Annotated in this window: 23 protein-coding genes; 12 read left to right on the top strand and 11 right to left on the bottom strand. The window is 70.4% G+C overall.

Going from position 1 to position 20,240, the window contains the following annotated elements:
• Window positions 1-136: 136 nt before the first annotated feature.
• The 6 genes from rpoN to HBH26_RS03480 form a co-directional block, all read right to left on the bottom strand.
• On the bottom strand, window positions 137-1,594 hold the full coding sequence (rpoN, locus tag HBH26_RS03505) for an RNA polymerase factor sigma-54 (protein WP_168133217.1): 1,458 nt from the start codon (window positions 1,592-1,594) through the stop codon (window positions 137-139).
• Window positions 1,595-1,707: 113 nt separating this feature from the next.
• Window positions 1,708-2,496, bottom strand: coding sequence for an LPS export ABC transporter ATP-binding protein (gene lptB, locus HBH26_RS03500; protein ID WP_168133216.1), 789 nt, complete (start codon window positions 2,494-2,496; stop codon window positions 1,708-1,710).
• Between the two features lie 102 nt (window positions 2,497-2,598).
• Entirely contained in the window at window positions 2,599-3,129 is a 531-nt protein-coding gene (locus HBH26_RS03495; RefSeq protein WP_168133215.1) for an LptA/OstA family protein, read from the bottom strand.
• 7 nt (window positions 3,130-3,136) lie between these two features.
• On the bottom strand, window positions 3,137-3,775 hold the full coding sequence (lptC, locus tag HBH26_RS03490; protein ID WP_168133214.1) for an LPS export ABC transporter periplasmic protein LptC: 639 nt from the start codon (window positions 3,773-3,775) through the stop codon (window positions 3,137-3,139).
• Window positions 3,768-4,388, bottom strand: coding sequence for a ribonuclease D (locus HBH26_RS03485; RefSeq protein ID WP_168133213.1), 621 nt, complete (start codon window positions 4,386-4,388; stop codon window positions 3,768-3,770). The genes lptC and HBH26_RS03485 overlap by 8 nt, the downstream gene beginning before the upstream one ends.
• Before the next feature lie 31 nt (window positions 4,389-4,419).
• The gene (locus HBH26_RS03480) at window positions 4,420-5,205 is read right to left on the bottom strand and encodes a TerC family protein (RefSeq protein WP_168133212.1); all 786 of its coding nucleotides are present in this window, start codon (window positions 5,203-5,205) and stop codon (window positions 4,420-4,422) included.
• 221 nt (window positions 5,206-5,426) lie between these two features.
• On the opposite strand from HBH26_RS03480, the gene HBH26_RS20995 reads away from it, so the two are divergent.
• The 3 genes from HBH26_RS20995 to HBH26_RS03465 all read left to right on the top strand — a co-directional run bounded on the left by HBH26_RS20995 (window position 5,427) and on the right by HBH26_RS03465 (window position 7,580).
• Window positions 5,427-6,260: a cold-shock protein gene (locus tag HBH26_RS20995; RefSeq protein ID WP_168133211.1), complete on the top strand. Its 834-nt coding sequence runs from the start codon at window positions 5,427-5,429 to the stop codon at window positions 6,258-6,260.
• 82 nt (window positions 6,261-6,342) lie between these two features.
• The gene (locus HBH26_RS03470; protein ID WP_168133210.1) at window positions 6,343-7,140 is read left to right on the top strand and encodes a glutaminyl-peptide cyclotransferase; all 798 of its coding nucleotides are present in this window, start codon (window positions 6,343-6,345) and stop codon (window positions 7,138-7,140) included.
• Window positions 7,141-7,190: 50 nt separating this feature from the next.
• Window positions 7,191-7,580 carry a potassium channel family protein gene (locus tag HBH26_RS03465; protein ID WP_168133209.1) on the top strand — a complete coding sequence of 130 codons (390 nt, stop codon included), beginning with the start codon at window positions 7,191-7,193 and terminating at the stop codon, window positions 7,578-7,580.
• 6 nt (window positions 7,581-7,586) lie between these two features.
• Here HBH26_RS03465 and HBH26_RS03460 read toward each other — a convergent pair whose 3' ends face one another.
• Genes HBH26_RS03460 through HBH26_RS03450 form a run of 3 tightly spaced genes read right to left on the bottom strand, consistent with a single transcriptional unit; the run spans window position 7,587 to window position 10,367 of the window.
• The gene (locus HBH26_RS03460) at window positions 7,587-8,591 is read right to left on the bottom strand and encodes a histone deacetylase family protein (protein WP_168133208.1); all 1,005 of its coding nucleotides are present in this window, start codon (window positions 8,589-8,591) and stop codon (window positions 7,587-7,589) included.
• Between the two features lies 1 nt (window position 8,592).
• The gene (locus HBH26_RS03455; RefSeq protein WP_168133207.1) at window positions 8,593-8,799 is read right to left on the bottom strand and encodes a hypothetical protein; all 207 of its coding nucleotides are present in this window, start codon (window positions 8,797-8,799) and stop codon (window positions 8,593-8,595) included.
• Window positions 8,796-10,367: a lysine--tRNA ligase gene (locus tag HBH26_RS03450; protein ID WP_168133206.1), complete on the bottom strand. Its 1,572-nt coding sequence runs from the start codon at window positions 10,365-10,367 to the stop codon at window positions 8,796-8,798. Before HBH26_RS03450 ends, HBH26_RS03455 begins: the two co-directional genes overlap by 4 nt.
• Window positions 10,368-10,416: 49 nt before the next feature.
• Between HBH26_RS03450 and HBH26_RS03445 the strand changes: the two genes are divergently transcribed.
• Both HBH26_RS03445 and HBH26_RS03440 read left to right on the top strand, forming a co-directional pair.
• Window positions 10,417-10,956 carry a sterol desaturase family protein gene (locus HBH26_RS03445; protein ID WP_168133205.1) on the top strand — a complete coding sequence of 180 codons (540 nt, stop codon included), beginning with the start codon at window positions 10,417-10,419 and terminating at the stop codon, window positions 10,954-10,956.
• Window positions 10,957-10,981: 25 nt separating this feature from the next.
• A complete protein-coding gene (locus HBH26_RS03440; RefSeq protein WP_168133204.1) occupies window positions 10,982-11,308 on the top strand; it encodes a pilus assembly protein PilZ in 327 nt (108 codons plus the stop codon).
• Between the two features lie 333 nt (window positions 11,309-11,641).
• Here HBH26_RS03440 and HBH26_RS03435 read toward each other — a convergent pair whose 3' ends face one another.
• Complete coding sequence (locus HBH26_RS03435) at window positions 11,642-12,577, bottom strand: ribose-phosphate pyrophosphokinase (RefSeq protein ID WP_168133203.1); 936 nt, start codon at window positions 12,575-12,577, stop codon at window positions 11,642-11,644.
• A 76-nt stretch (window positions 12,578-12,653) separates the two neighbouring features.
• On the opposite strand from HBH26_RS03435, the gene HBH26_RS03430 reads away from it, so the two are divergent.
• The 7 genes from HBH26_RS03430 to HBH26_RS03400 all read left to right on the top strand — a co-directional run bounded on the left by HBH26_RS03430 (window position 12,654) and on the right by HBH26_RS03400 (window position 19,067).
• The gene (locus HBH26_RS03430) at window positions 12,654-13,997 is read left to right on the top strand and encodes a glutamate--tRNA ligase (RefSeq protein ID WP_168133202.1); all 1,344 of its coding nucleotides are present in this window, start codon (window positions 12,654-12,656) and stop codon (window positions 13,995-13,997) included.
• Between the two features lie 5 nt (window positions 13,998-14,002).
• Window positions 14,003-14,353 carry a hypothetical protein gene (locus HBH26_RS03425; RefSeq protein ID WP_168133201.1) on the top strand — a complete coding sequence of 117 codons (351 nt, stop codon included), beginning with the start codon at window positions 14,003-14,005 and terminating at the stop codon, window positions 14,351-14,353.
• On the top strand, window positions 14,350-15,345 hold the full coding sequence (gene ribD, locus HBH26_RS03420; RefSeq protein WP_275402936.1) for a bifunctional diaminohydroxyphosphoribosylaminopyrimidine deaminase/5-amino-6-(5-phosphoribosylamino)uracil reductase RibD: 996 nt from the start codon (window positions 14,350-14,352) through the stop codon (window positions 15,343-15,345). The genes HBH26_RS03425 and ribD overlap by 4 nt, the downstream gene beginning before the upstream one ends.
• Complete coding sequence (locus HBH26_RS03415; protein WP_168133199.1) at window positions 15,345-15,950, top strand: riboflavin synthase; 606 nt, start codon at window positions 15,345-15,347, stop codon at window positions 15,948-15,950. Before ribD ends, HBH26_RS03415 begins: the two co-directional genes overlap by 1 nt.
• On the top strand, window positions 15,940-17,073 hold the full coding sequence (ribB, locus tag HBH26_RS03410; protein ID WP_168133198.1) for a 3,4-dihydroxy-2-butanone-4-phosphate synthase: 1,134 nt from the start codon (window positions 15,940-15,942) through the stop codon (window positions 17,071-17,073). Before HBH26_RS03415 ends, ribB begins: the two co-directional genes overlap by 11 nt.
• A gap of 121 nt (window positions 17,074-17,194) precedes the next feature.
• The gene (gene ribH, locus HBH26_RS03405) at window positions 17,195-17,608 is read left to right on the top strand and encodes a 6,7-dimethyl-8-ribityllumazine synthase (RefSeq protein ID WP_168133197.1); all 414 of its coding nucleotides are present in this window, start codon (window positions 17,195-17,197) and stop codon (window positions 17,606-17,608) included.
• 88 nt (window positions 17,609-17,696) lie between these two features.
• Complete coding sequence (locus HBH26_RS03400; RefSeq protein WP_168133196.1) at window positions 17,697-19,067, top strand: cytochrome P450; 1,371 nt, start codon at window positions 17,697-17,699, stop codon at window positions 19,065-19,067.
• Between the two features lie 87 nt (window positions 19,068-19,154).
• On the opposite strand, the gene HBH26_RS03395 is transcribed toward HBH26_RS03400, so the two are convergent.
• Window positions 19,155-20,240, bottom strand: a complete 1,086-nt coding sequence (locus HBH26_RS03395; RefSeq protein ID WP_168133195.1) for an alkene reductase — start codon at window positions 20,238-20,240, stop codon at window positions 19,155-19,157.

Here is a 20,240-nt window from a genome sequence, read left to right as displayed (position 1 = left end):
CACGCTATCTAGCCGGGGATGGATGCGGACGGCCAGCCTCTCGCACCGTTCGTGCTGAGCGTGTCGAAGCACTGCCCTGTCTTCGCGGCAGGAGGACGGCCCGTCGGCAGGCCCAAGGCGAACGGACGTGCGCGGTTCACCCGCCCGCCAGCGCACGCGCGCGACGACGCTGGACCGAGCTGCCGATCCCCATCGCCTCGCGATACTTGGCGACGGTCCGCCGCGCGATGCCGAAGCCCTTCGCGTTCAGCATCTCGACCAGCGTGTCGTCGGACAGGATCTGGTCGCCCTCCGCCTGGATCAGCGCGCGGATCGCGCTCTTCACCGCCTCCGCCGACACCGCATCGCCGCCGTCCGCCGCCTGGATCGCGGAGGTGAAGAAATATTTCAGCTCGAACAGCCCGCGCGCGCAGCTGAGGTACTTGTTGCTCGTCACGCGGCTGACGGTCGATTCGTGCATCTCGATCGCCTCGGCCACCTTCGCCAGCGTCAGCGGCTTCAGGTGCGCGACGCCGTGGAGGAAGAACGCCTCCTGCTGCTTCACGATCTCCGTCGCGACCTTCACGATCGTGCGCTGCCGCTGGTCCAGCGCCTTCACCAGCCAGTTGGCGCTGGCCAGGCGATCGGACAGCCACGCCTTGGACGACCGGTCCTGCGGACCGTGGCTCAGCTCGTTGTAGTAGCGCCGGTTCACCAGCACGCGGGGCAGCGTCGCGCCGTTGATCTCGATGTTCCAGCCCGCCGCGGCTCGCGTGACGTACAGGTCGGGCGTGACGGCGATGCTCGCCTCCCCGCCGTAGCGGCAGCCGGGCTTGGGATCGTAGTGGCGCAATTCGCGGATCATGTCCGCCATGTCCTCGTCGTCCACGCCGCAGATGCGCTTCAACCGAGCCAGCTCGCCGCGCGCGACGAGGTCGAGGTGGTCGAGCAGCCGCGCCATGCACGGGTCGTAGCGGTCCGCCTCCTTCGCCTGGATGGCCAGGCACTCGGCCAGATCGCGCGCGCCCACCCCGCTCGGCTCGAACGTGTGGATCACCGCCAGCACGCGCTCCACCCGCGCCAGCGGCACGCCCAGCCGCATCGCCACGTCGATCAGGTCCGCGCGCAGGTATCCCGCCTCGTCAATCTGGTCGATCAGGTGCTGCGCGATGAAGAGGTCGGCGTCGGCCAGCAGCGTTCCCGCCTGCGCCAGCAGCACGTCGGCCAGGCTCTCGCTGGTGTCGGCGAACGAATCGAAGTCGATCGCCTCGCCGCTCGCACCCGCGCCCGCGCCGGCGAAGTCGGACGGTCCGTCGTCGAACCGCTCCGTCGCGATGTCGACGTCCAGCGCCTCGCCCGCCGCCTCGCCCGCCATCACCAGCTCGTCCGCGCCCGCCGGTTCCTCGCGCGGCGCCTCCGCCGCCGCGGCCGCGGCGACGGGCGCATCCTCGACGGGGGCGCTCGTCTCCAGCAAGGGGTTCTTCTCCACCTCCTCGGCGATCACCGCCTCGATCTCGAGATTGGAGAGCGCCAGCAGCTTGATCGCCTGCTGGAGCTGCGGCGTCATGACGAGCGACTGCGACTGGCGCAGGTCGAGGCGCGGGGCGAGGCTCATGGCGACGCGTCACCCCAGCGAACGCTCGCGTCCTCCTGCGCCCGCGCGCTTGCGCGGCACGAGATTCCAGCTGTCCCTGGGATGACGGTCATGAAAGCGGCGGCTTCCACGACCTACAGCTCGAAGTTCTCGCCCAGGTACAGGCGCCGCACCTCCTCGTTCGCGACCAGCTCCGCCGGGCTGCCGGTGAACAGCACCTTGCCGTCGTAGATGATGTAGGCGCGGTCGACGATGTCCAGCGTCTCGCGCACGTTGTGGTCGGTGATGAGCACGCCGATGCCGCGCTCCTTCAGCTGGCAGACGAGGTCGCGGATGTCCGCGATCGAGATCGGATCGATACCCGCGAACGGCTCGTCCAGCAGCATGATCGAGGGATCCGCCGCCAGCGCGCGCGCGATTTCCGCCCGCCGTCGCTCGCCGCCCGACAGCGCCATGGCGGGGGCGTCTCGCAGCCGCGTCAGGCCGAACTCGTCGAGCAGCTTCTCCAGCTTCGCCGCGCGCGCCGCCTTGTCCGGCTCCGCCAGCTCCAGCACGGTGAGGATGTTCTTCTCGATGGTCAGCCCGCGGAAGATCGACGTCTCCTGCGGCAGATAGCCGAGCCCCAGGATCGCCCGGCGGTACATCGGCAGGCCGGTGATGTCGTCGCCGTCCAGCATGATGCGGCCCGCGTCCGGCTTCACCAGCCCCATGACGGAGTAGAAGCAGGTCGTCTTGCCGGCGCCGTTGGGGCCGAGCAGCCCGATCACCTCGCCGTGGCCGACCGACACCGACACGTCGGTCAGCACCACGCGCTTGTCGTAGCTCTTCGCGATCGAGACGACCTGGAGGCCGTCGGCGGTGGGAGCCTCCTGGATCGGCTCGGCCCGGTCCAGCACGCTGCGGTCGATCGTATCCTGCGTCATCGTCGCGGCGCCTCGCAAATCATCGTTACCGCCGCCTTAACGCGGACGGACTTGGCAGGATTCCTGCATCAGCTTGCGGCGAAGGGAAAGCCCCCAGTGGCGTCAGCGGCGGTCGGGCACGGAGAAGGTGCCGGTCACGCGCCCGCGCGGGCTCTGCACCACGTTGCCCGGCGCCGCCCCGCCCGCCACCGCGGAGCCGTCGATCGTCGCGCGTCCCGAATCGAGGTCGATCGTCAGCCGCCCGCCGTTGACGGTGTTGCCCGCCCCCTGCGTCAGCCGCACGTCGCCCGCCATGGTGATCACCCGGCGGTTGAGATCGTACACCGCATATTGCCCGCGCGCGGTCTGCGACGGCCGGCGCACGGTCACGCCGCCGGCGGCGTCGAGCCGCGACACCTGCGGATTCCCGCCGACCACCTGCCCGGTGTAGCTGACCGTCATGCGCGCGGCGTCCAGCGTCATCTCCGCCTGCTTCACGCTCACGTTCCCGCTCAGCACCGCGCGGTTGGCGCGATCCTGCAACTGGATCTGGTCGGCACCGAAATCGATCGGAGCCTTGGTGTCGTGCCGCGTTTGCGCGGCGGCGGGCAGCGAGACCAGCAGCAGGGCCGGAAGAAGAGCAAGGCGCGGCATGGGCTCGCTATTTCGTCGCAGCGGGATCGATCCGCAAGCGGGCATTGCCGCGCAGCGTGACGGTGCGGTCATCCAGGTCGGCGTCCAGCCGGTCGGCACGGAACCGCCCCTGCCGCACCGTGCCGCGCACGTCGCCGTTGGACTGGAGCCGGTTGGTCTTCAGGTCCACGGTCGCGTCGCTGGTGTCGAGCGAGTAATTGTCGGGCGCGCGCAGCGCGATCGGCCCGTCCACGTTCACCTGCTCCCGGTCCATGTCGTAGCGGCCGCCGGGCGCGGTCAGCCGCGCCGGGCCGTCGGACAGCTGGAGCGCGGCGGCGAGGTCCTGCAAGCGCACGACCGGCTCGGCCGAGCTGCGCTGGATCGCCGAGCCCGCGTCCAGCCGGAACGCCTGTCCCTTGTCGTCGGTGCCGCGATACTGCGCCTTCTGCACCTTCAGTCGCTCGCGCGCGACGTCCACCTTGTCCTTGTCGAGCACGAACGAGGCGTCGCCGCCCATCGTCAGCGGCGCCATGACGAGGAAGGCGGCCAGCACGCCGATCGAGAGCGGCAGCAGGCCGTTCGCGGTGGCGATGACACGGTCGTGCCGCCCGCCGGGAAGCGCCCAGCGCTGCCGCTCCGAGCGGACGCGGACGGCGGCGTCAGACATGCGCGAAGATGTCGACCTCGGGCCAGCCGGCGAGGTCCAGATCCGCGCGCGCGGGCAGGAAGTCGAAGCACGCCTGCGCCAGCGCGGTGCGCCCCTCGCGCGCCAGGCGGCGGTCCAGCTCCTCCTTCAGCCGGTGGAGGAACCGCACGTCGGAGGCGGCATAGTCGCGCTGCGCCTCGGACAGCTCCGGCCCGCCCCAGTCGGACGATTGCTGCTGCTTCGAGATGTCCTGCTGCAACAGCTCGCGCACCAGCTCCTTCAGCCCGTGGCGGTCGGTGTAGGTGCGCACCAGCCGCGACGCCGTCTTCGTGCAGTACACGGGCGCCGCGACCGTGCCGAGATAGTGGCGGATCGCGGCGAGGTCGAAGCGCGCGAAATGATAAAGCTTCAGCCGCGACGGGTCGCCCAGCACGCGGCGCAGTTCCGGCGCGGCATAGTCGCTGCCGGGGTTGAAGCGGACGAGGTGCTCGTCGCCGCCGCCGTCGGACAGCTGCACCACGCACAGCCGGTCGCGCGGGGTGACGAGGCCCATCGTCTCCGTGTCGACGGCGATCGAGGCGCCGGGCGCGAAGACGCCCGCGGGCAGGTCTTCCTCGTGGAAATGAACGGTCATCGCCGCGCGATAGCCGCCGCGCGCCGATCGCTCAATGGCCTGCACCCTTCTTCGCGCGCGCGCGGCGCGACCACAGGTTCAGCGCCTCCACCCCGGCCGAAAAGGCCATCGCCGTATAGATGTAGCCCTTGGGCACGTGCGCGCCGAACCCCTCCGCGATCAGCACCATGCCGATCATCAGCAGGAAGCCCAGCGCCAGCATCACCACCGAGGGGTTGCGGTTGACGAAGTTCGCCAGCGGGTCGGCCGCGACCAGCATCGCGATCACGGCGACCACGACGGCGACGTACATCACCTCGACATGCTCGGTCATGCCCACCGCGGTCAGGATCGAATCGATCGAGAAGACGACGTCTAGCGCCAGGATCTGCGCGATCGCCGCGCCGAAGCCGATGCCGCCGGCGGCCGCCCCGCCGTTCTCGCCCGCGTCCTCCTCCCCGTCGACGGAATGGTGGATCTCCTTCGTCGCCTTGTAGACGAGGAACAGTCCGCCGCCGATCAGGATCAGGTCGCGCCAGGAGAAGGCGGTCTCGAACGTCGGCGCGCCGTGACGGTCGAGCGGGCCGGTGATGCCGAGGTCCAGCACGGGCTGCGTCAGCCCGACGATCCACGCGATCGCGGTCAGCAGCACCAGCCGCATCACCAGCGCCAGGCCGATGCCGATCCGCCGCGCCTTCTGCCGCTGCGCTTCCGGCAGCTTGTTCGACAGGATGGAGATGAAGATCAGATTGTCGATGCCAAGCACCACCTCCATCACGATCAGCGTGACGAGCGCGGCCCACACCGACGGATCGGCGGCAAGCGCGGCGAGGTTCATGCGGCGTCCTCCATGCGACCAGCTGTGGCGCGGGCACGACCGAATGGCAACAAGGTCGATCGAAAGCAGCCGCTTGGTGACGAAAACGAGTCGCGATGCCGCGCGCGATGGTCTATGGTCTGGGGTAGGCGCGTGCGATCGCGTCTCGGGAACCGCGTACGCCGTCCTGCGCGCGGGCTCCTGCGATTGACGTTCGGGCGGACCGGGAAGACGAACAGGGTATGAGTTACGACAAGGGCGGCCGCGGACATCGCGGCGGGCGCGGACGCGACAAGCGCGACGATTTCGGCGGTGAGAGCGGCGGCTTCGACCAGGGTGGCTTCGGCGGCGGCGGCTTCGGTGGCGGCGGTTTCGGCGGCGGCGGCTTTGGCGGCGGTGATCGCGGCGGCTTCGGCGGCGGCGGCGGGTTCCGTGGCGGCGGTGGCGGCTTCGGCGGCGGCGGCGGCGGCGGGTTCCGCGGCGGCGGTGGTGGCGGCGGCTTCGGCGGCGGCAACCGGATGCCTCCGCAGGTGGTCGGCGAAGGCACCGGCGTGGTGAAGTTCTTCAACGCGCAGAAGGGCTTCGGCTTCGTGGTTCGCGACGACGGCGGTGAGGACGTGTTTGTTCACATCTCCGCGGTGGAGCAGGCCGGCCTGTCGGGCCTGGCCGATGGCCAGCCGCTGGGCTTCACGCTGGTCGATCGCGGTGGCCGCATCTCCGCCACCGACCTGAAGATCGACGGCGAGCCGATGCCGGTGCAGGAGCGGGCCCCGCGTGAGGGCGGCTTCGGCGGCGGCGACCGCGGTCCGCGTGGCGGTGCGGGCGGCGGCTTCGGCGGCGCTCCGCAGCGCCAGCTGACCGGCGAGAAGGCGACGGGCACGGTCAAGTTCTTCAACGCGATGAAGGGCTTCGGCTTCATCCAGCGCGACGACGGGCAGCCCGACGCGTTCGTGCACATCTCCGCCGTCGAGCGCGCCGGCATGCCGACGCTGAACGAGGGCGACCGCCTGTCGTTCGAGATCGAGGTCGATCGTCGCGGCAAGTACGCCGCGGTGAACCTGTCCGGCGAGGCCTGATCCTCGCGTCGTTCCGGTAACGAGCGGCCCGCCCGGCACCTGCCCGGCGGGCCGCTTCGTTCTCGAAGGACGTCGAACGCCGATGCTGCGTCTTCTCCTCGCCGCGCTGGCGCTCTGCGCGCCGCTCGTCGCCGCGCTGCCGATTCGCGCCCAGGCGCCGGCCGCGGCACCGGCCGGAGCCGGGACGGCCCGTGCGCCCGTCATCGTCCCGCGCGTCGTCGCCCGCTTCCCGCACGATCGCGCCGCCTTTACCGAGGGGCTGATCTGGCACGATGGCCACCTCTACGAGAGCGTCGGCCAGACCGGGCGATCCGACGTCCGCCGCGTCGAGCTCGCCACCGGTCGCGTCCTCGCCCGTGCGGCGATCCCCGCGACACAGTTCGGTGAGGGACTGGCGGCGTGGAAGGGCACGCTCGTCAGCCTCACCTGGCACGACGGCATCGCGCACCGCTGGACCGGGGCGCTGAAGCCGCTCGGCACCCTGCGCTATCGCGGCGAGGGCTGGGGCCTGGCGAGCGACTCGCGCGGCTTCGTCCGCTCGGACGGCAGCGACACGCTCACCTTCCACGATCCGCGCACGCTGGCGGAGACCCGGCGGCTGCGCGTGACGCTGAACGGCCGCCCCGTCACGCAGATCAACGAGCTGGAGGTGGTCGACGGCGCGATCCTGGCCAACGTCTGGCACACGCCATACCTGCTGCGCATCGACCTCGCCTCGGGCCGCGTCACCGCGCTGATCGACCTTTCCGCGCTGGTCGCCGAACTGGGCCTCTCCGATCCGGAAGCGGTGGCGAACGGCATCGCCTGGGACGCGCAGCGGCGGCGCCTGTTCGTCACCGGCAAGAACTGGCCCACGCTGTACGAGATCGCGCTGCGCTGATCGCGCGAGCCCCGCTTGACCCGCGCGGTGGCCGCGACAGACTGTCGATCATGACGCGCCGCCTCGCCACCCTCGCCGCCCTGTACCTCGCCGCGCTGATCGTCGCGGCGACGGTGTTCGACCTGGCGGAGGGGCGCGATATCTGGAACTCGCTGTGGTGGGCGGTCGTCACCGCGACCACGGTCGGATACGGCGACCTGTCGCCCACCACCGCGGTCGGGCGCGGCGTGGCGGTGGCGCTGATGCACCTCACCACCCTCCTCGTCATGCCGCTGCTGACCGCGGAGATCGCGGCGAAGCTGATCGTCGACAGCGACGCCTTCACCCACGACGAGCAGGAGCAGCTGAAGGACGCGGTGCTGCGGCTGGAGGCGAAGGTGGAGGCGCTGCTGGCGCTGGATGTGCGCGCGCGCGACGGCGGCGATCCGCCGCCGTCCTAGCTCTGGCTAGAGGCCGGACAGGAAACTCGCCACGTTCGCGCCCAGCGCCTCCACCGCATAGCCGCCCTCCATCACCACCACGGTCGGCAGCGCCAGCGCGGCGATGTCGCGCGCCAGCACCGCGTAATCCGCAGTCGTCAGCGCGAAGTGGCTGATCGGGTCGCCCTCCCACGTGTCGGCGCCGAAGCTGACCACCAGCAGCCCGGCGCCGAACCGCGCGATGGCGTCGAGCGCGGTCGCCTGCGCGCGGCGGAACGCGTGCAGCCGGGTGCCGTGGGGCAGCGGCAGGTTCAGCGTCGTCCCCTCTCCCGCGCCCTTGCCGCGCTCGTCCGCATGGCCCCAGAAGAACGGATAGTCGCTCACCGGATCGGCGTGGACGGAGGCGTAGAACACGTCGCCGCGCGCGTAGAAGATGTCCTGCGTGCCGTTGCCGTGGTGATAGTCGATGTCGAGGATGGCGACCCGCGCGTTCCCGGCGTCGCGCGCCGCCTGCGCGGCGATGGCGGCGGTGTTGAGGTGGCAATAGCCGCCGCAATAGTCGCGCCCCGCGTGGTGGCCGGGCGGGCGGCACAGCGCGAAGGCGGCGCGCTCGCCCGCCAGCACCGCGTGCGTCGCCGCCAGCGCCGACTGCGCGCTGCCGTAGCTCGCCGCCCAGGCCTCGGGCGTGATCGGCGTCGTCGCGTCGAAGCTGTGGAGCCCTATCAGCGCGTCGATCCGCGCCGGTGCCAGCGGGCGGCGGCCGACGATCGGGAAGGCGTAGGGGATGGCGTCGCCCGGCCGCCCCGCCTCGCGCCACAGCCGCGGCGCGTCGCGCAGGAAGGCGAGATAGGCCGGGTCGTGCACCGCCGCGATCGGCGCCTCGCCGCGATCGGTCGGCACCTGGGTCGCCCCGATCGCCGCGCGGATCGCCGCGGCGCGCGCGGGCACCTCGGCATAATCCGCGAAGCCGCCGTTGTGCAGCTCCCGTGCTGGGGCGTGATGCGCCTGCGCGGGGTGAAAAAAGCTCCTCATCTCATCCCACCCGGCCGCGCCGGCACCGCCGTCCCCGCCGGGACGGACGCGATCGATACGCCGGCACCCCCGGCCTCACCTTGTCGATCAGCGCCGGGTGGCCGGGAACGGCGAGGTCGGCGGGCGGCCGGGTGCCCCCCGTCCATGCGGCAAGCGCGATGCCGCCCAGCACACGTGCCTGCTTGCCCACGAACAGCCCCGGCCTCACCGCGCCAGTGCCTCCGCGATCAGACGGCGCGAATTGTCGATGCCGTACAGGCGGATGAAGCTGCCCATCCGCGGCCCCTGGCTGGTCCCCAGCAGCGTCTCGTACAGCGCCTTGAACCAGTCGCGCAGCTCGGCGAAGCCACCCGTCTTGCCGATCTCGTACACCTCGTTCTGCACGTCCTCCGCGCTGGCATCCGCCGGCAGCGCGGCGAGTGCGGCGTCCAGCCGCTCCAGCGCGGCGCGCTCGGTCGCGTCGGGTGCGCGGCGGTGCAGCGTCGGCGCCACGAAATCGCGGTGATAGGCGAGCGCATAGCCGATCAGGCGGTCGAGCTCGGGATGGTCCGCCGCGGTGGCACCGGGCAGGTAGTTGGCGAGATAGCCCCACACCTGCTCGCGCGACGCCTCGCCCATCACGCCGACCAGGTTCAGCAGCAGGCCGAACGTGACCGGCAGCGTCGCCGCGGGCGGTTCGCCGCCGTGCACGTGGTGGACGGGGTTGCCCAATCGCTCCTTCCACCCCTGGCCTTCGTAATTGCCGAGGAACTGCCAGTAATCATCCACCGCGCGCGGGACCAGGCCCAGGTGCAGCGACTTCGCCTTCTTCGGCTCCCGATAGATGTAGAAGGCCAGGCTCTCGTCCGGTCCGTAGGTCAGCCACTCCTCGATGCTGAGGCCGTTGCCCTTGGACTTGCTGATCTTCTCGCCCTGCGCGTCGAGGAACAGCTCGGCGATCAGCCCCTCCGGCCGGCGCCCGCCCAGGATCTGCGCGATCTTGCCGCTGAGGATGGCCGAATCGATCAGGTCCTTGCCGTACATCTCGTAGTCGACGCCCAGCGCGGCCCAGCGCATCCCCCAGTCCGGCTTCCATTGCAGCTTCGCCTGCCCGCCGAAGATCGACTGTTCGACGGTTTCGCCTTCATCCACGAAGCGCACGATCCCGGCCTCGGCATTGACCACCTCGATCGGCACCTGCAGCACGACGCCCGTCTTCGCGCTGACCGGCAGTACCGGCGAATAGGTCGCCTGCCGCTCCGCGCGCAGCGTCGGCAGCATCACCTTCATGATGTCGTCGTAGCGGCGCAGCACGTCGCGCAGCGTCGCGTCGAACCGGCCGGAGGTGTAATAGTCGGTCGACGAGGCGAACTCATACTCGAAGCCGAACCGGTCGAGGAAGTCGCGCAGCATCGCGTTGTTGTGCGCGGCGAAGCTGTCGAACTTTCCAAACGGATCGGGAATGCGGCTCAGCGGCTTGCCCAGATGCTGCGCCAGCATCTCCCGCTGCGGCACGTTGTCGGGCACCTTGCGCAGGCCGTCCATGTCGTCGCTGAACGCGATCAGCCGCGTCGGCCGCCCCGTCATCTCCTCGTAGGCGCGGCGGACCATGGTGGTGCGCAGCACTTCCTGGAACGTGCCGATATGCGGCAGGCCCGAGGGGCCGTAGCCCGTCTCGAACAGCATCGGCGCGTCATGAGGCTTGCCGTCCGGCCAGCGCTTGATGAGCTTGCGCGCCTCCTCGTAGGGCCAGGCCTTGGATTCTAGGGCGGCGGAACGGCGTGCGTCGTCGGTCATGATGCGGTGCGGCGTAGCGAAGGCGCCGGGCGATGGCTATATCGAGCGCATGTCCTGGCCCGCCGGCATCCTGCTGTTCCTCGCGACCGTCGCCTTCATGGAGGGGTTCGCGTACGTCATGCACCGCTGGGTGATGCACGGCCCCGGCTGGTTCCTGCACGAGAGCCACCATCGCGAGCGGCCGGAAAAGGGGGTCGGCGCGCGGTTCGAGTGGAACGACCTGTACGGCGTGATCTTCGCGATCCCCTCCATCGTGCTGTTGCTCGGCGGCGTGCAGCTGGGCTGGTGGCCGGGGTTCGCGTGGATCGGCGCCGGGATCGCCGCCTATGGCGCGATCTACTTCGGCTTTCACGACGTGATCGTGCACGAGCGGGTGCGGACGCGATATCTGCCCAAATCCCGCTACATGAAGCGGATCGTGCAGGCGCACCGGCTGCACCATGCGGTCGGCACGAAGGAGGGGACGGTCAGCTTCGGCTTCCTCGTCGCGCCGCGGCCCGACGCGCTGAAGGCGGAACTGAAGCGGCGCGGCCGCGCCGGGATGCGCGAGCCGCGCGCGGCGAAGACCGGGGCGTTTGCCGAAGATTAACCTTCCACGCGCATGACGATGCGCCATGGACAAGGCCATCCCGCTTCCGCACCCGTCCGCGCACGACGACAGCCGGCACGCGCTGCGCAAGGCGGTGACGATGCGCGCGCAGTTGCGCGACCGCGGCACGACCCGGTTCGAGATCGAGGTGGTCGACCTGTCCGTCACCGGATTCCGTGCGCAGACCGGCTTCTCGCTGTGGCCCGGCACGACGGTGTGGCTGACGCTGCCCGGCCTCGCCGCGCTGGAGGCGGTGGTCGCATGGCGCGACAAGAGCCGCTACGGCTGCGCCTTCGCCCGCCCGCTCCACCCCGCGGTGCTGGAGCATATCGTCGCCTTGAGCGAGCGTTAGGCGCGGTCGCGACATGCTTGTCTCGGATGTTTGCGCGTAGCCTTCGACTATGCTCAGGCCGAACGGAAGTTGGGCTCAGGCCGAACGGAAGTTGGGCTCAGGCCGAACGGAGGTTGGGCTCAGACCGAACGGAGGTTGGGCTCAGGCCGAACGGAGGTTGGGCTCAGACCGAACGGAGGTTGGGCTCAGGCCGAACGGAGGTTGGGCTCAGGCCGAATGAAGGTCGTGCCCGGGCATAACGACGGTTGCGATCGGGCCGAACGGAGGTCGGCGGCAGGTTCCACGTCCGTTCGTACTGGGCGAAGCCGGAGCACAGCCGCAGCGTTTCGCCCGTCAATCGAACAGCGACGACACGCTCGTCTCGTCCGCGATGCGCCGGATCGCTTCCGCCAGCAGCGGCGCGATGGTCAGGTGGCGCAGCTTCTTCGCGCCGCCGGTCGCCTCGGCGTTCTCGATCGAATCGGTGACGACCAGTTCGCGCAGCACCGATCCCTCCACCCGTGCCACCGCGCCGCCGGACAGCACGCCGTGGCTGACATAGGCGACGACGTCCTGCGCCCCCGCCTCGCGCAGTGCCGCGGCGGCGTTGCACAGGGTGCCGGCCGAGTCGACGATGTCGTCGATCAGGATGCAGAAGCGGCCTTCCACCTCGCCGATGATGTTCATCACCTCCGATTCGCCGGCGCGCTCGCGCCGCTTGTCGACGATGGCGAGGGGGGCGTTGTCGAGCCGCTTCGACAGCGCGCGGGCGCGCACCACGCCGCCGACGTCGGGCGACACCACCGTCAGGTTCTGCGTGCCGAACCGCGCACGGATGTCCGCCGACATCACCGGCGCACCGAACAGATTGTCGGTGGGAATATCGAAGAATCCCTGGATCTGCCCGGCGTGGAGATCGACGGACAGGACGCGATCCGCGCCGGCGGTGGTGATGAGGTCGGCGACCAGCTTCGCCGAGATCGGCGTGCGCGGCCCGGGTTTGCGGTCCTGCCGCGCATAGCCGAAATAAGGCACCACCGCGGTGATCCGCCGCGCGGACGCGCGCTTCAGCGCGTCGATGCAGATCAGCAGCTCCATCAGATTGTCGTTGACCGGGTAGCTGGTCGACTGGATCAGGAAGACGTCCTCGCCGCGCACGTTCTCCATGATCTCGACGAAGATCTCCTCGTCGGCGAAGCGGCGCACCAGCGCCTCCGTCAGCGGCGTCTCCAGATAGTCGGAGATCGCTCTTGCCAGCGGCAGGTTGGAATTGCCGGTCATCAGTTTCATGGAACGGGCCCTTTCGCGCGCCGCCTTAGAACCGAAAGGGTGGCGAGCGGAAGCCCCGGGCCCTAAGCCGCTCGTCATGACGGTCGTCACCCGCTTCGCCCCCTCGCCCACCGGGCTGCTCCACGTCGGCAACGTGCGCGCCGCGCTGCACAACTGGATGCTGGCGCGCCAGCGCGGCGGGCGCTTCCTGCTCCGCATCGACGATACCGACGCGGCGCGCAGCGAGGAGCGGTTCGTGGACGCGATCCGCGCGGACCTCGACTGGCTCGGGTTCGACCGCGACGGGGAGGAGCGGCAGTCCGCACGGTCCGACCGCTACGAGGCAGTGTTCGCGCGGCTGCGCGACGCCGGCCGGCTCTACCCCGCCTATGAGACGCAGCAGGAGCTGGACCTCCGGCGCAAGGTGCTGCTGGGGCGCGGGCTGCCGCCGATCTACGATCGCGCCGCGCTGGCGCTGAGCGACGCGGACCGCGCGCGGCTGGAGGCGGACGGGGTGCGCCCGCACTGGCGCTTCCGGCTCGACGACGACACGCCGCTGGCATGGGAGGACCGGATCCGCGGGCCGCAGGCGTTCGATCCGCGCGCGATGAGCGATCCCGTGGTGCGTCGCGCCGATGGGTCGTGGCTGTACCTGCTCCCCTCCGTCATCGACGACGTGGACATGGGGGTCACGCACGTCGTGCGCGGCGAGGACCATGTGACGAACACCGCGGTGCAGCTGCAGATGTTCGCCGCGCTCGGCGCCCGCGCCCCCGACTTCGCGCATGAGGCGCTGCTGACCGGCGCGGAGGGCAAGTTGTCGAAGCGCCAGGGCTCGATCGGCGTGGCCGAGCTGCGTGGCCAGGGGATCGAGCCCGCCGCCCTCGTCTCGCTGCTGGCGCGGCTGGGCACCAGCGACCCGGTGGTGCCCAGCGCCGAGCCGGCCCCGCTGATCGAGGCGTTCGACCTCGCCCGCTTCGGCCGCGCGCCCGCCCGCTTCGATCCGCAGGAACTGGCACAGGTCAACGCGCGCATCGTTCACCAGCTGCCGTTCGAGACGGTGGCGGATCGCCTGCCCGCGGGCATGGACGCCGCCGCGTGGGAGGCGGTGCGCCCGAACCTGTCGACCGTGGCGGAGGCGGCGGACTGGTGGGCCGTCATCGCGGGCGAGGTGGTGCCGGACGGCGAAGAGCGCGAGTACCTCGCCCGGGCCGCCGCGACGGCGCGCGCGATCGACTGGGCGCACGATCCCTGGCACGCGCTGACCGACCGGCTGAAGGCGGAGACCGGACGCAAGGGCAAGGCGCTGTTCCTCCCGCTGCGGCGCGCCCTGACCGGGCGCGACCACGGGCCCGACATGGCGGCGCTGTTGCCGCTGATCGGCCGGGCGAGGGCACTGGCACGGCTGGACTCGAATGCCGCCGCGCGAACGCCTATCTAGACGTCATGACCGGCTTCTTCTCCCGCATGAACCCGCTGCGTGCCTATCGCGACCTGCGCGACTTCATGGTCGGGCGCGGGCCGCAGGAATTCTGGTTCCTCGGCGCCGCGATCGCGATCACGATGTTCTTCATCTACGCCTTCGTGAAGGATTCGCACGCGGTGAAGGCGTACAAGCCCGACATCATCTACGTGCAGCAGTGGAAGCTGGACCGTACCGACGCGCAGATCGTCGCGCAGCAGAAGGTCGACCAGGTGCAGAAGGACAAGGACCTGGCCGAGCTGAAGAAGCGGCAGGCGGCAACGCAGGCGCAGTTCAAGAAGCTGGACGACCAGCTGACGCGGATGGGCCTCTGACCGACGAGAGCGACTCGCGCTGGATGGGCGCGGCGCTGGCGCTGGCGGAGCGCGGGCGCGGGCGCACCGCCCCCAATCCCAGCGTCGGCTGCGTGATCGTGCGCGACGGCATCGTGGTCGGGCGCGGTGGGACCCGGCCGGGCGGCCGTCCCCATGCCGAGGCGATGGCGCTGGGCCAGGCCGGCGAGAAGTCGCCCGGCGCAACTGCCTATGTCACGCTGGAGCCGTGCGCGCATTGCAGCGAGCGCGGCCCCGCCTGTGCCGACCTGCTGGTGGCCGCCGGCGTCGCGCGCGTGGTCGCGGCGCAGCGCGACGTCGACCCGCGCACCAACGGCATCGGGATGGCGCGGCTGGAGGCGGCGGGGATCGCCACCACGGTCGGCGTCCGCGCGGCGGAGGCGGCGCGCAGCATGGCCGGGTTCCTGACGCGACGTCGGCTCGGGCGTCCGCACGTGACGTTGAAGCTGGCGCTGTCGCTCGACGGGGCGGTGGCGTTGGCGGACGGCCGCTCGCAATGGCTGACCGGGGCGGAGGCGCGCGCGCATGCGCATCTGGAGCGCAGCCGGCACGAGACGATCCTGGTCGGACGGGGGACGGGCGAGGCCGATTCGCCGTCTCTGGACGTGCGGCTGTCGGGGTTGGAGGCGCGCTCGCCGGTGCGGGTGTTGCTCTCTACTCGCCCTCACCCTTCCCACCCGGCTGCGCCGCGGAAGGGTGAGGGTGAGTGGCTCGCGATCGCGTCGCCCCACGACATCGCCACCCTTCCCGGCGACCACCTCCTCGTCGAGGGCGGCGCGAAGGCGGCGGCTGCCTTCCTCGCCGCCGATCTCGTCGACCGCCTCCTCCTCTATCGCGCTCCCGTCATCGTGGGCGGCGGGCGGACGCTCCCCGACATCGGCCTCGCCGATCTTGCCGACGCGCACGGGCGCTGGCGGCTGGTCGATTCGGCCGCGCTTGGCGCGGACCGGGTCGAGGTGTACGAGCGCGGGTGATGTTTACCGGGATCGTCACCGACGTCGGCGCCATCCGCGCCGTGGAGCCGCGCGGGGACCTGCGCGTCGTCATCGACACCGCCTACGACACCGCCGGCGTGGAGATGGGGGCGTCCATCGCCTGCTCGGGCGTCTGCCTGACCGTGGTGGACAAGGGGGCGGGCTGGTTCGCCGTGGACGTGTCGGGCGAGACGCAGGCACGCACCGCGCAGGGCCAGTGGACCGACGGTCGCCGCCTGAACCTGGAACGCGCGATGAAGCTGGGCGACGAGCTGGGCGGGCATATCGTCACCGGGCACGTCGACGGCGTGGCCGAGGTGACGGAGGTGCGCGCCGACGGCGATTCGCGACGTATCGCCTTCCGCGTCAGCAGCGATCTCGCCCCCTTCCTCGCGCCCAAGGGGTCGGTGACGATCGACGGCGTGTCGCTGACCGTCAACGACGTGCGCGACGACGACGGGGGCACGGCGTTCACGATCAACCTGATCCCGCACACGCAGTCGGTCACCACGCTGGGCGACCTGTCGCAAGGGCAGGCGGTGAACGTCGAGATCGACGTTCTCGCCCGCTACCTCCAACGCATGGAGCATTATCGTGGCCGTTAAGTCCGCAGAGCTGGCGCGCCTGCGCCACGGCTATCTCTCCTCGCCCGAGGAGATCATCGACGAGGCGCGCAACGGGCGGATGTTCATCCTGGTCGACGACGAGGATCGCGAGAACGAGGGAGACCTCGTCATCCCCGCGCAGATGGCCACGCCGGAGAAGATCAACTTCATGGCGCGCCACGGCCGCGGCCTCATCTGCCTGGCGATGACGAAGGATCGCGTCGACACGCTCGGCCTCGAGCTGATGAGCCGCAACAACGGCACCCGGCACGAGACCGCCTTCACCGTCTCGATCGAGGCGCGGGAGGGCGTGACGACCGGCATCTCCGCGGCGGACCGCGCGCGCACCGTGGCGGTGGCGATCGACGCCACCAAGGGGCGCGCGGACATCGTCACGCCCGGTCACGTCTTCCCGCTGGTGGCGCGCGACGGCGGCGTGCTGGTGCGCGCGGGCCACACCGAGGCAGCGGTGGACGTGTCGCGACTCGCCGGGCTCAATCCCTCGGGCGTGATCTGCGAGATCATGAACGAGGACGGGACGATGGCGCGGCTCGACGACCTCGTCTCCTTCGCGCAGTTGCACAGCCTCAAGATCGGCACGATCCGCGACCTCATCGCCTATCGCCGCCGCCACGACCATCTGGTGCAGCTGGTCAGCGAGGCGCCGTTCACCAGCCGCTGGGGCGGCGACTGGACCGTGCGCGCCTATCGCAACAAGGCGACGGGAACGGAGCAGATCGCGCTGGTGAAGGGCCGCGTCGATCCGTCGCGGCCGACGCTGGTGCGGATGCACGCGCTGTCCCCCTTCGCCGACATCTTCGGCGAGGACGGCGAGCGCAGCCGGATGCTGTCGCGATCGATGGAGCTGATCGCGGAAGAAGGCGCGGGCGTCGTCGTCGTCATCAATCGCCAGCGCGCCGATGCCTTCACCACCGCGGTGAAGCGCAAGGCGGGGCAGCCGGTGGAGGTCGAGATGGAGGAACTGCGCGACTATGGCGTCGGCGCGATGATCCTCGCGGAACTGGGCGTCCACGACATGGTGCTGCTGACCAACACGCACCACACGCTGGTGGGTCTCGACGGCTACGGCCTGTCGATCGTCAGCGAGCGCGCGGTGGATTGATCGCTCCGCCTCATCAACATCCTTTCGGGCTGAGCGTAGTCGAAGCCCATGCCCGGTAACGGGCGCGTACCCTTCGACTTCGCTCAGGCGAACGAAGGTCGGTGGTCCTCAGGAGATCAACATGGCCCGCATCCTCATCGTCGAAGCCCGCTTCTACGACCACCTCAACGACATGCTCGTCGCCGGCGCGCGCGCGGCGCTGGCGGGGCATGACGTCGATGTCGTCACCGTCCCCGGCGCGCTGGAGGTGCCCGGCGCGATCGCGCTGGCGGTGGAGAGCGGACGGTACGACGCCTATGTCGCGATCGGCGTGGTCATCCGCGGCGAGACCTATCATTTCGAGATCGTCGCGAACGAGAGCGCGCGCGGCATCATGGCGCTGACGATGGACGGCGTGGCGATCGGCAACGGCATCCTGACGACCGAGAACGAGGCGCAGGCGATCGCCCGCGCCGATCCCGCGCAGCTCGACAAGGGCGGCGGCGCGGCGAAGGCGGCGCTCGCGATGCTGGAGCTGGCGCAGCGATTGGGGTGATGCTGGTCCACAGCCGACCGCGGGGCTAGCTTCCTGCGCCGCGCTTACTTATACCGATGTCAATAAGATACCGGGAGAGAGCGCCGCCATGCCCCACGCGCACACGATCGAGGCCAATCCGCACTGGCTGCCGCTCAACCCGCGCCGGTCCCTCGGCCATATCCCGGGGCAGCGCGGCTGGCCGGTGGTCGGCAACACGTTCGAGGTGCTGAAGGACCCGCTGGCGTTCCAGCGCAAGATGGTGGCGCGCTACGGCCCGGTCTATCGCAGCAACTCCTTCGGCGGCGACTCGGTCGTGCTGCTGGGCGCGGACGCCAACGAGCTGGTGCTGTTCGACAAGGACAAGAACTTCAGCAGCGAGCAGGGCTGGGGCCCGGTGCTGAACCTGCTGTTCCCGCGCGGCCTGATGCTGATGGACTTTGAGAAGCACCGTCAGGACCGCAAGGCGCTGTCCGTCGCCTTCAAGCCCGAGCCGATGCGCCATTATGCCGCGGAACTGGACCGCGGCATCGCCGCCGCGGTGGCGGGGTGGGAGAACCGCCCGATCCGCTTCTACGACGCGATCAAGAAGCTGAGCCTGGACCTCGCCGCGGAGAGCTTCCTGGGCGTGCCGCTGGGCGAGGAGGCGGACCGCATCAACCAGGCCTTCACCGACGAGGTGCGCGCCTCGGTCGCGGTTGTTCGCTCGCCGCTGCCGGGCACGATGATGCGCAGGGGCGTGGAGGCGCGCGCCTATCTGGTCGATTATTTCCGGCGCGAGATCCCTGCGCGCCGGACCGGGACCGGCCACGACTTCTTCTCGCAATTCTGCCGCGCCACCGACGAGGCGGGGCAGCCGCTGTCCGACGACGCCATCATCGACCACATGAACTTCCTGATGATGGCGGCGCACGACACGATCACGTCGTCGGCGACCAGCCTCGTCATGCTGCTCGGCCGCCACGCCGAGTGGCAGGAGCGGCTGCGCGCCGAGGTGCTGTCGCTCGGCCGCAACGACGACCATGTCGGCTACGACGACCTCGACCGGCTGGTGCTGACCGAATATGCCTTCAAGGAGGCGCTGCGCGTGATGCCGCCGGTGCCGTCGATCCCGCGGCGGGCGATGCGCGACTTCTCCTTTGGCGGGTACGACATCCCGGCGGGCACGTTCGTCGGCGTCAACGTCGCCTACACGCACCACATGGCCGAACACTGGCCCGATCCCGACCGGTTCGATCCCATGCGGTTCGCGCCGGAGAACGCGAGGGGCCGCCATCGCTTCGCCTGGGTGCCGTTCGGCGGCGGCGCGCACATGTGCATCGGGCTGCACTTCGCCACCATGCAGATCCGCCTGCTGATCGCGCACGTGCTGCGCCGCTATCGCATCGAGCTGGACGAGGGATCGGGCGCCGACTGGGCGATCTTCCCGATCCCGCGGCCCAAGGACGGCCTGCCGCTGAAGCTGGTGCCGATGTCCTAGATCCCGTTCGCCCTGAGCGACGTCGAAGGGCACAGGCTCCAGCCGGCGCATGTGCTTCGACTTCGCTCAGCACGAACGGCGGTCGCGTTACACCCGCGCCGCTTCCAGGCCGTCGAGCGCGGGATAGTCGGTGTATCCCTCCGGTCCCGGTGCGTAGAAGGTCTTCGGATTGGGTGGGTTCAGCGCCGCGTCGCGACGGAAGCGCTCGGGAAGGTCCGGATTGGCGATGAAGAGCCGGCCCCAGGCGATGGCATCCGCCACGCCCGAATCGAGGTCGGCCTGCCCCGCCTCCTTCGAATAGTCCTGGTTCAGCACCAGCGGGCCCTTGAACACCTGGCGGATCTGCGGGCTCAGCTTGGGCACGTCGGTCTTGCCGAAGGTGCCGTCGGGTGCCTGCTCGCGCAGTTCCAGGAAGGCGATGCCCAGGTCGTTCAGCACCTTCGCCGCGGGAATGAAGACCGACGCGGGGTCGCTGTCGTCCGCCCCTTGCGTCTCGCCGTTGGGCGACAGGCGGATCGAGGTGCGGTCCGCGCCCACCTCGGCGATCACGCGCTCCACCGCCTCGCGCATCAGGCGGATGCGGTTCTCCGGCGAGCCGCCGTAATCGTCGTCGCGCAGGTTGGTGCCGTCGCGCAGGAACTGGTCGATCAGATAACCATTGGCGCCGTGCACCTGCACCCCGTCGAACCCGGCGCGGATCGCGTTGCGCGAGGCGGCGGCGTAATCGTCCAGCGTCTGGCGGATGTCGTCCAGCGTCGCCGGACGCGCGGTGTCGTAGGGGTTCTTGTCCGGATCGTGATAGGGCGCGCGCGTCGCGGAGGACGACAGCGACTGCAAGCCCGTGACGTCGGGACGCGCCAGCCGGCCCATGTGCCACAATTGCGCGACGATGCGGCCGCCGGCGGTATGCACCGCCTCGGTCACCGGCTTCCACGCCTCCACCTGCTCGTCGGTCCACAGGCCGGGCGCGCTCGGCCATCCCAGGCCCTGCCGGCTGATCCCGGTCGCCTCGGAAATGATGAGGCCGGCGCCCGCGCGCTGGCGGTAGTATTCGATCATCAGGTCGGTCGGCACGTGCGCCGGCGTGGCGCGGGTGCGCGTCAGCGGTGCCATGAAGATGCGGTTGGGCGCTTCGATCGCGCCGATCGTGATCGGATCGAACAGACTGGGCAT

The sequence above is a fragment of the Sphingomonas corticis genome (genome assembly GCF_012035195.1).
GTDB lineage: Bacteria > Pseudomonadota > Alphaproteobacteria > Sphingomonadales > Sphingomonadaceae > Sphingomonas > Sphingomonas corticis.
Note: the sequence above shows the minus strand (reverse complement) of the source record. Positions and strands in the feature narration are given on the sequence as shown.

What these genes read in the sequence shown, in the direction of transcription:
- HBH26_RS03430 (WP_168133202.1), top strand. Translation starts at nt 12,654, where the DNA reads ATGACGGTCGTCACCCGCTTCGCCCCCTCGCCCACCGGGCTGCTCCAC.
- HBH26_RS20995 (WP_168133211.1), top strand. Translation starts at nt 5,427, where the DNA reads ATGAGTTACGACAAGGGCGGCCGCGGACATCGCGGCGGGCGCGGACGC.
- HBH26_RS03445 (WP_168133205.1), top strand. Translation starts at nt 10,417, where the DNA reads ATGTCCTGGCCCGCCGGCATCCTGCTGTTCCTCGCGACCGTCGCCTTC.
- lptB (WP_168133216.1), bottom strand. Translation starts at nt 2,496, where the DNA reads ATGACGCAGGATACGATCGACCGCAGCGTGCTGGACCGGGCCGAGCCG.
- HBH26_RS03415 (WP_168133199.1), top strand. Translation starts at nt 15,345, where the DNA reads ATGTTTACCGGGATCGTCACCGACGTCGGCGCCATCCGCGCCGTGGAG.
- HBH26_RS03465 (WP_168133209.1), top strand. Translation starts at nt 7,191, where the DNA reads ATGACGCGCCGCCTCGCCACCCTCGCCGCCCTGTACCTCGCCGCGCTG.
- HBH26_RS03480 (WP_168133212.1), bottom strand. Translation starts at nt 5,205, where the DNA reads ATGAACCTCGCCGCGCTTGCCGCCGATCCGTCGGTGTGGGCCGCGCTC.
- lptC (WP_168133214.1), bottom strand. Translation starts at nt 3,775, where the DNA reads ATGTCTGACGCCGCCGTCCGCGTCCGCTCGGAGCGGCAGCGCTGGGCG.
- HBH26_RS03485 (WP_168133213.1), bottom strand. Translation starts at nt 4,388, where the DNA reads ATGACCGTTCATTTCCACGAGGAAGACCTGCCCGCGGGCGTCTTCGCG.
- HBH26_RS03460 (WP_168133208.1), bottom strand. Translation starts at nt 8,591, where the DNA reads ATGAGGAGCTTTTTTCACCCCGCGCAGGCGCATCACGCCCCAGCACGG.
- HBH26_RS03470 (WP_168133210.1), top strand. Translation starts at nt 6,343, where the DNA reads ATGCTGCGTCTTCTCCTCGCCGCGCTGGCGCTCTGCGCGCCGCTCGTC.
- HBH26_RS03450 (WP_168133206.1), bottom strand. Translation starts at nt 10,367, where the DNA reads ATGACCGACGACGCACGCCGTTCCGCCGCCCTAGAATCCAAGGCCTGG.
- rpoN (WP_168133217.1), bottom strand. Translation starts at nt 1,594, where the DNA reads ATGAGCCTCGCCCCGCGCCTCGACCTGCGCCAGTCGCAGTCGCTCGTC.
- HBH26_RS03495 (WP_168133215.1), bottom strand. Translation starts at nt 3,129, where the DNA reads ATGCCGCGCCTTGCTCTTCTTCCGGCCCTGCTGCTGGTCTCGCTGCCC.
- HBH26_RS03440 (WP_168133204.1), top strand. Translation starts at nt 10,982, where the DNA reads ATGGACAAGGCCATCCCGCTTCCGCACCCGTCCGCGCACGACGACAGC.
- HBH26_RS03400 (WP_168133196.1), top strand. Translation starts at nt 17,697, where the DNA reads ATGCCCCACGCGCACACGATCGAGGCCAATCCGCACTGGCTGCCGCTC.
- HBH26_RS03435 (WP_168133203.1), bottom strand. Translation starts at nt 12,577, where the DNA reads ATGAAACTGATGACCGGCAATTCCAACCTGCCGCTGGCAAGAGCGATC.
- HBH26_RS03395 (WP_168133195.1), bottom strand. Translation starts at nt 20,240, where the DNA reads ATGCCCAGTCTGTTCGATCCGATCACGATCGGCGCGATCGAAGCGCCC.
- HBH26_RS03425 (WP_168133201.1), top strand. Translation starts at nt 14,003, where the DNA reads ATGACCGGCTTCTTCTCCCGCATGAACCCGCTGCGTGCCTATCGCGAC.
- ribH (WP_168133197.1), top strand. Translation starts at nt 17,195, where the DNA reads ATGGCCCGCATCCTCATCGTCGAAGCCCGCTTCTACGACCACCTCAAC.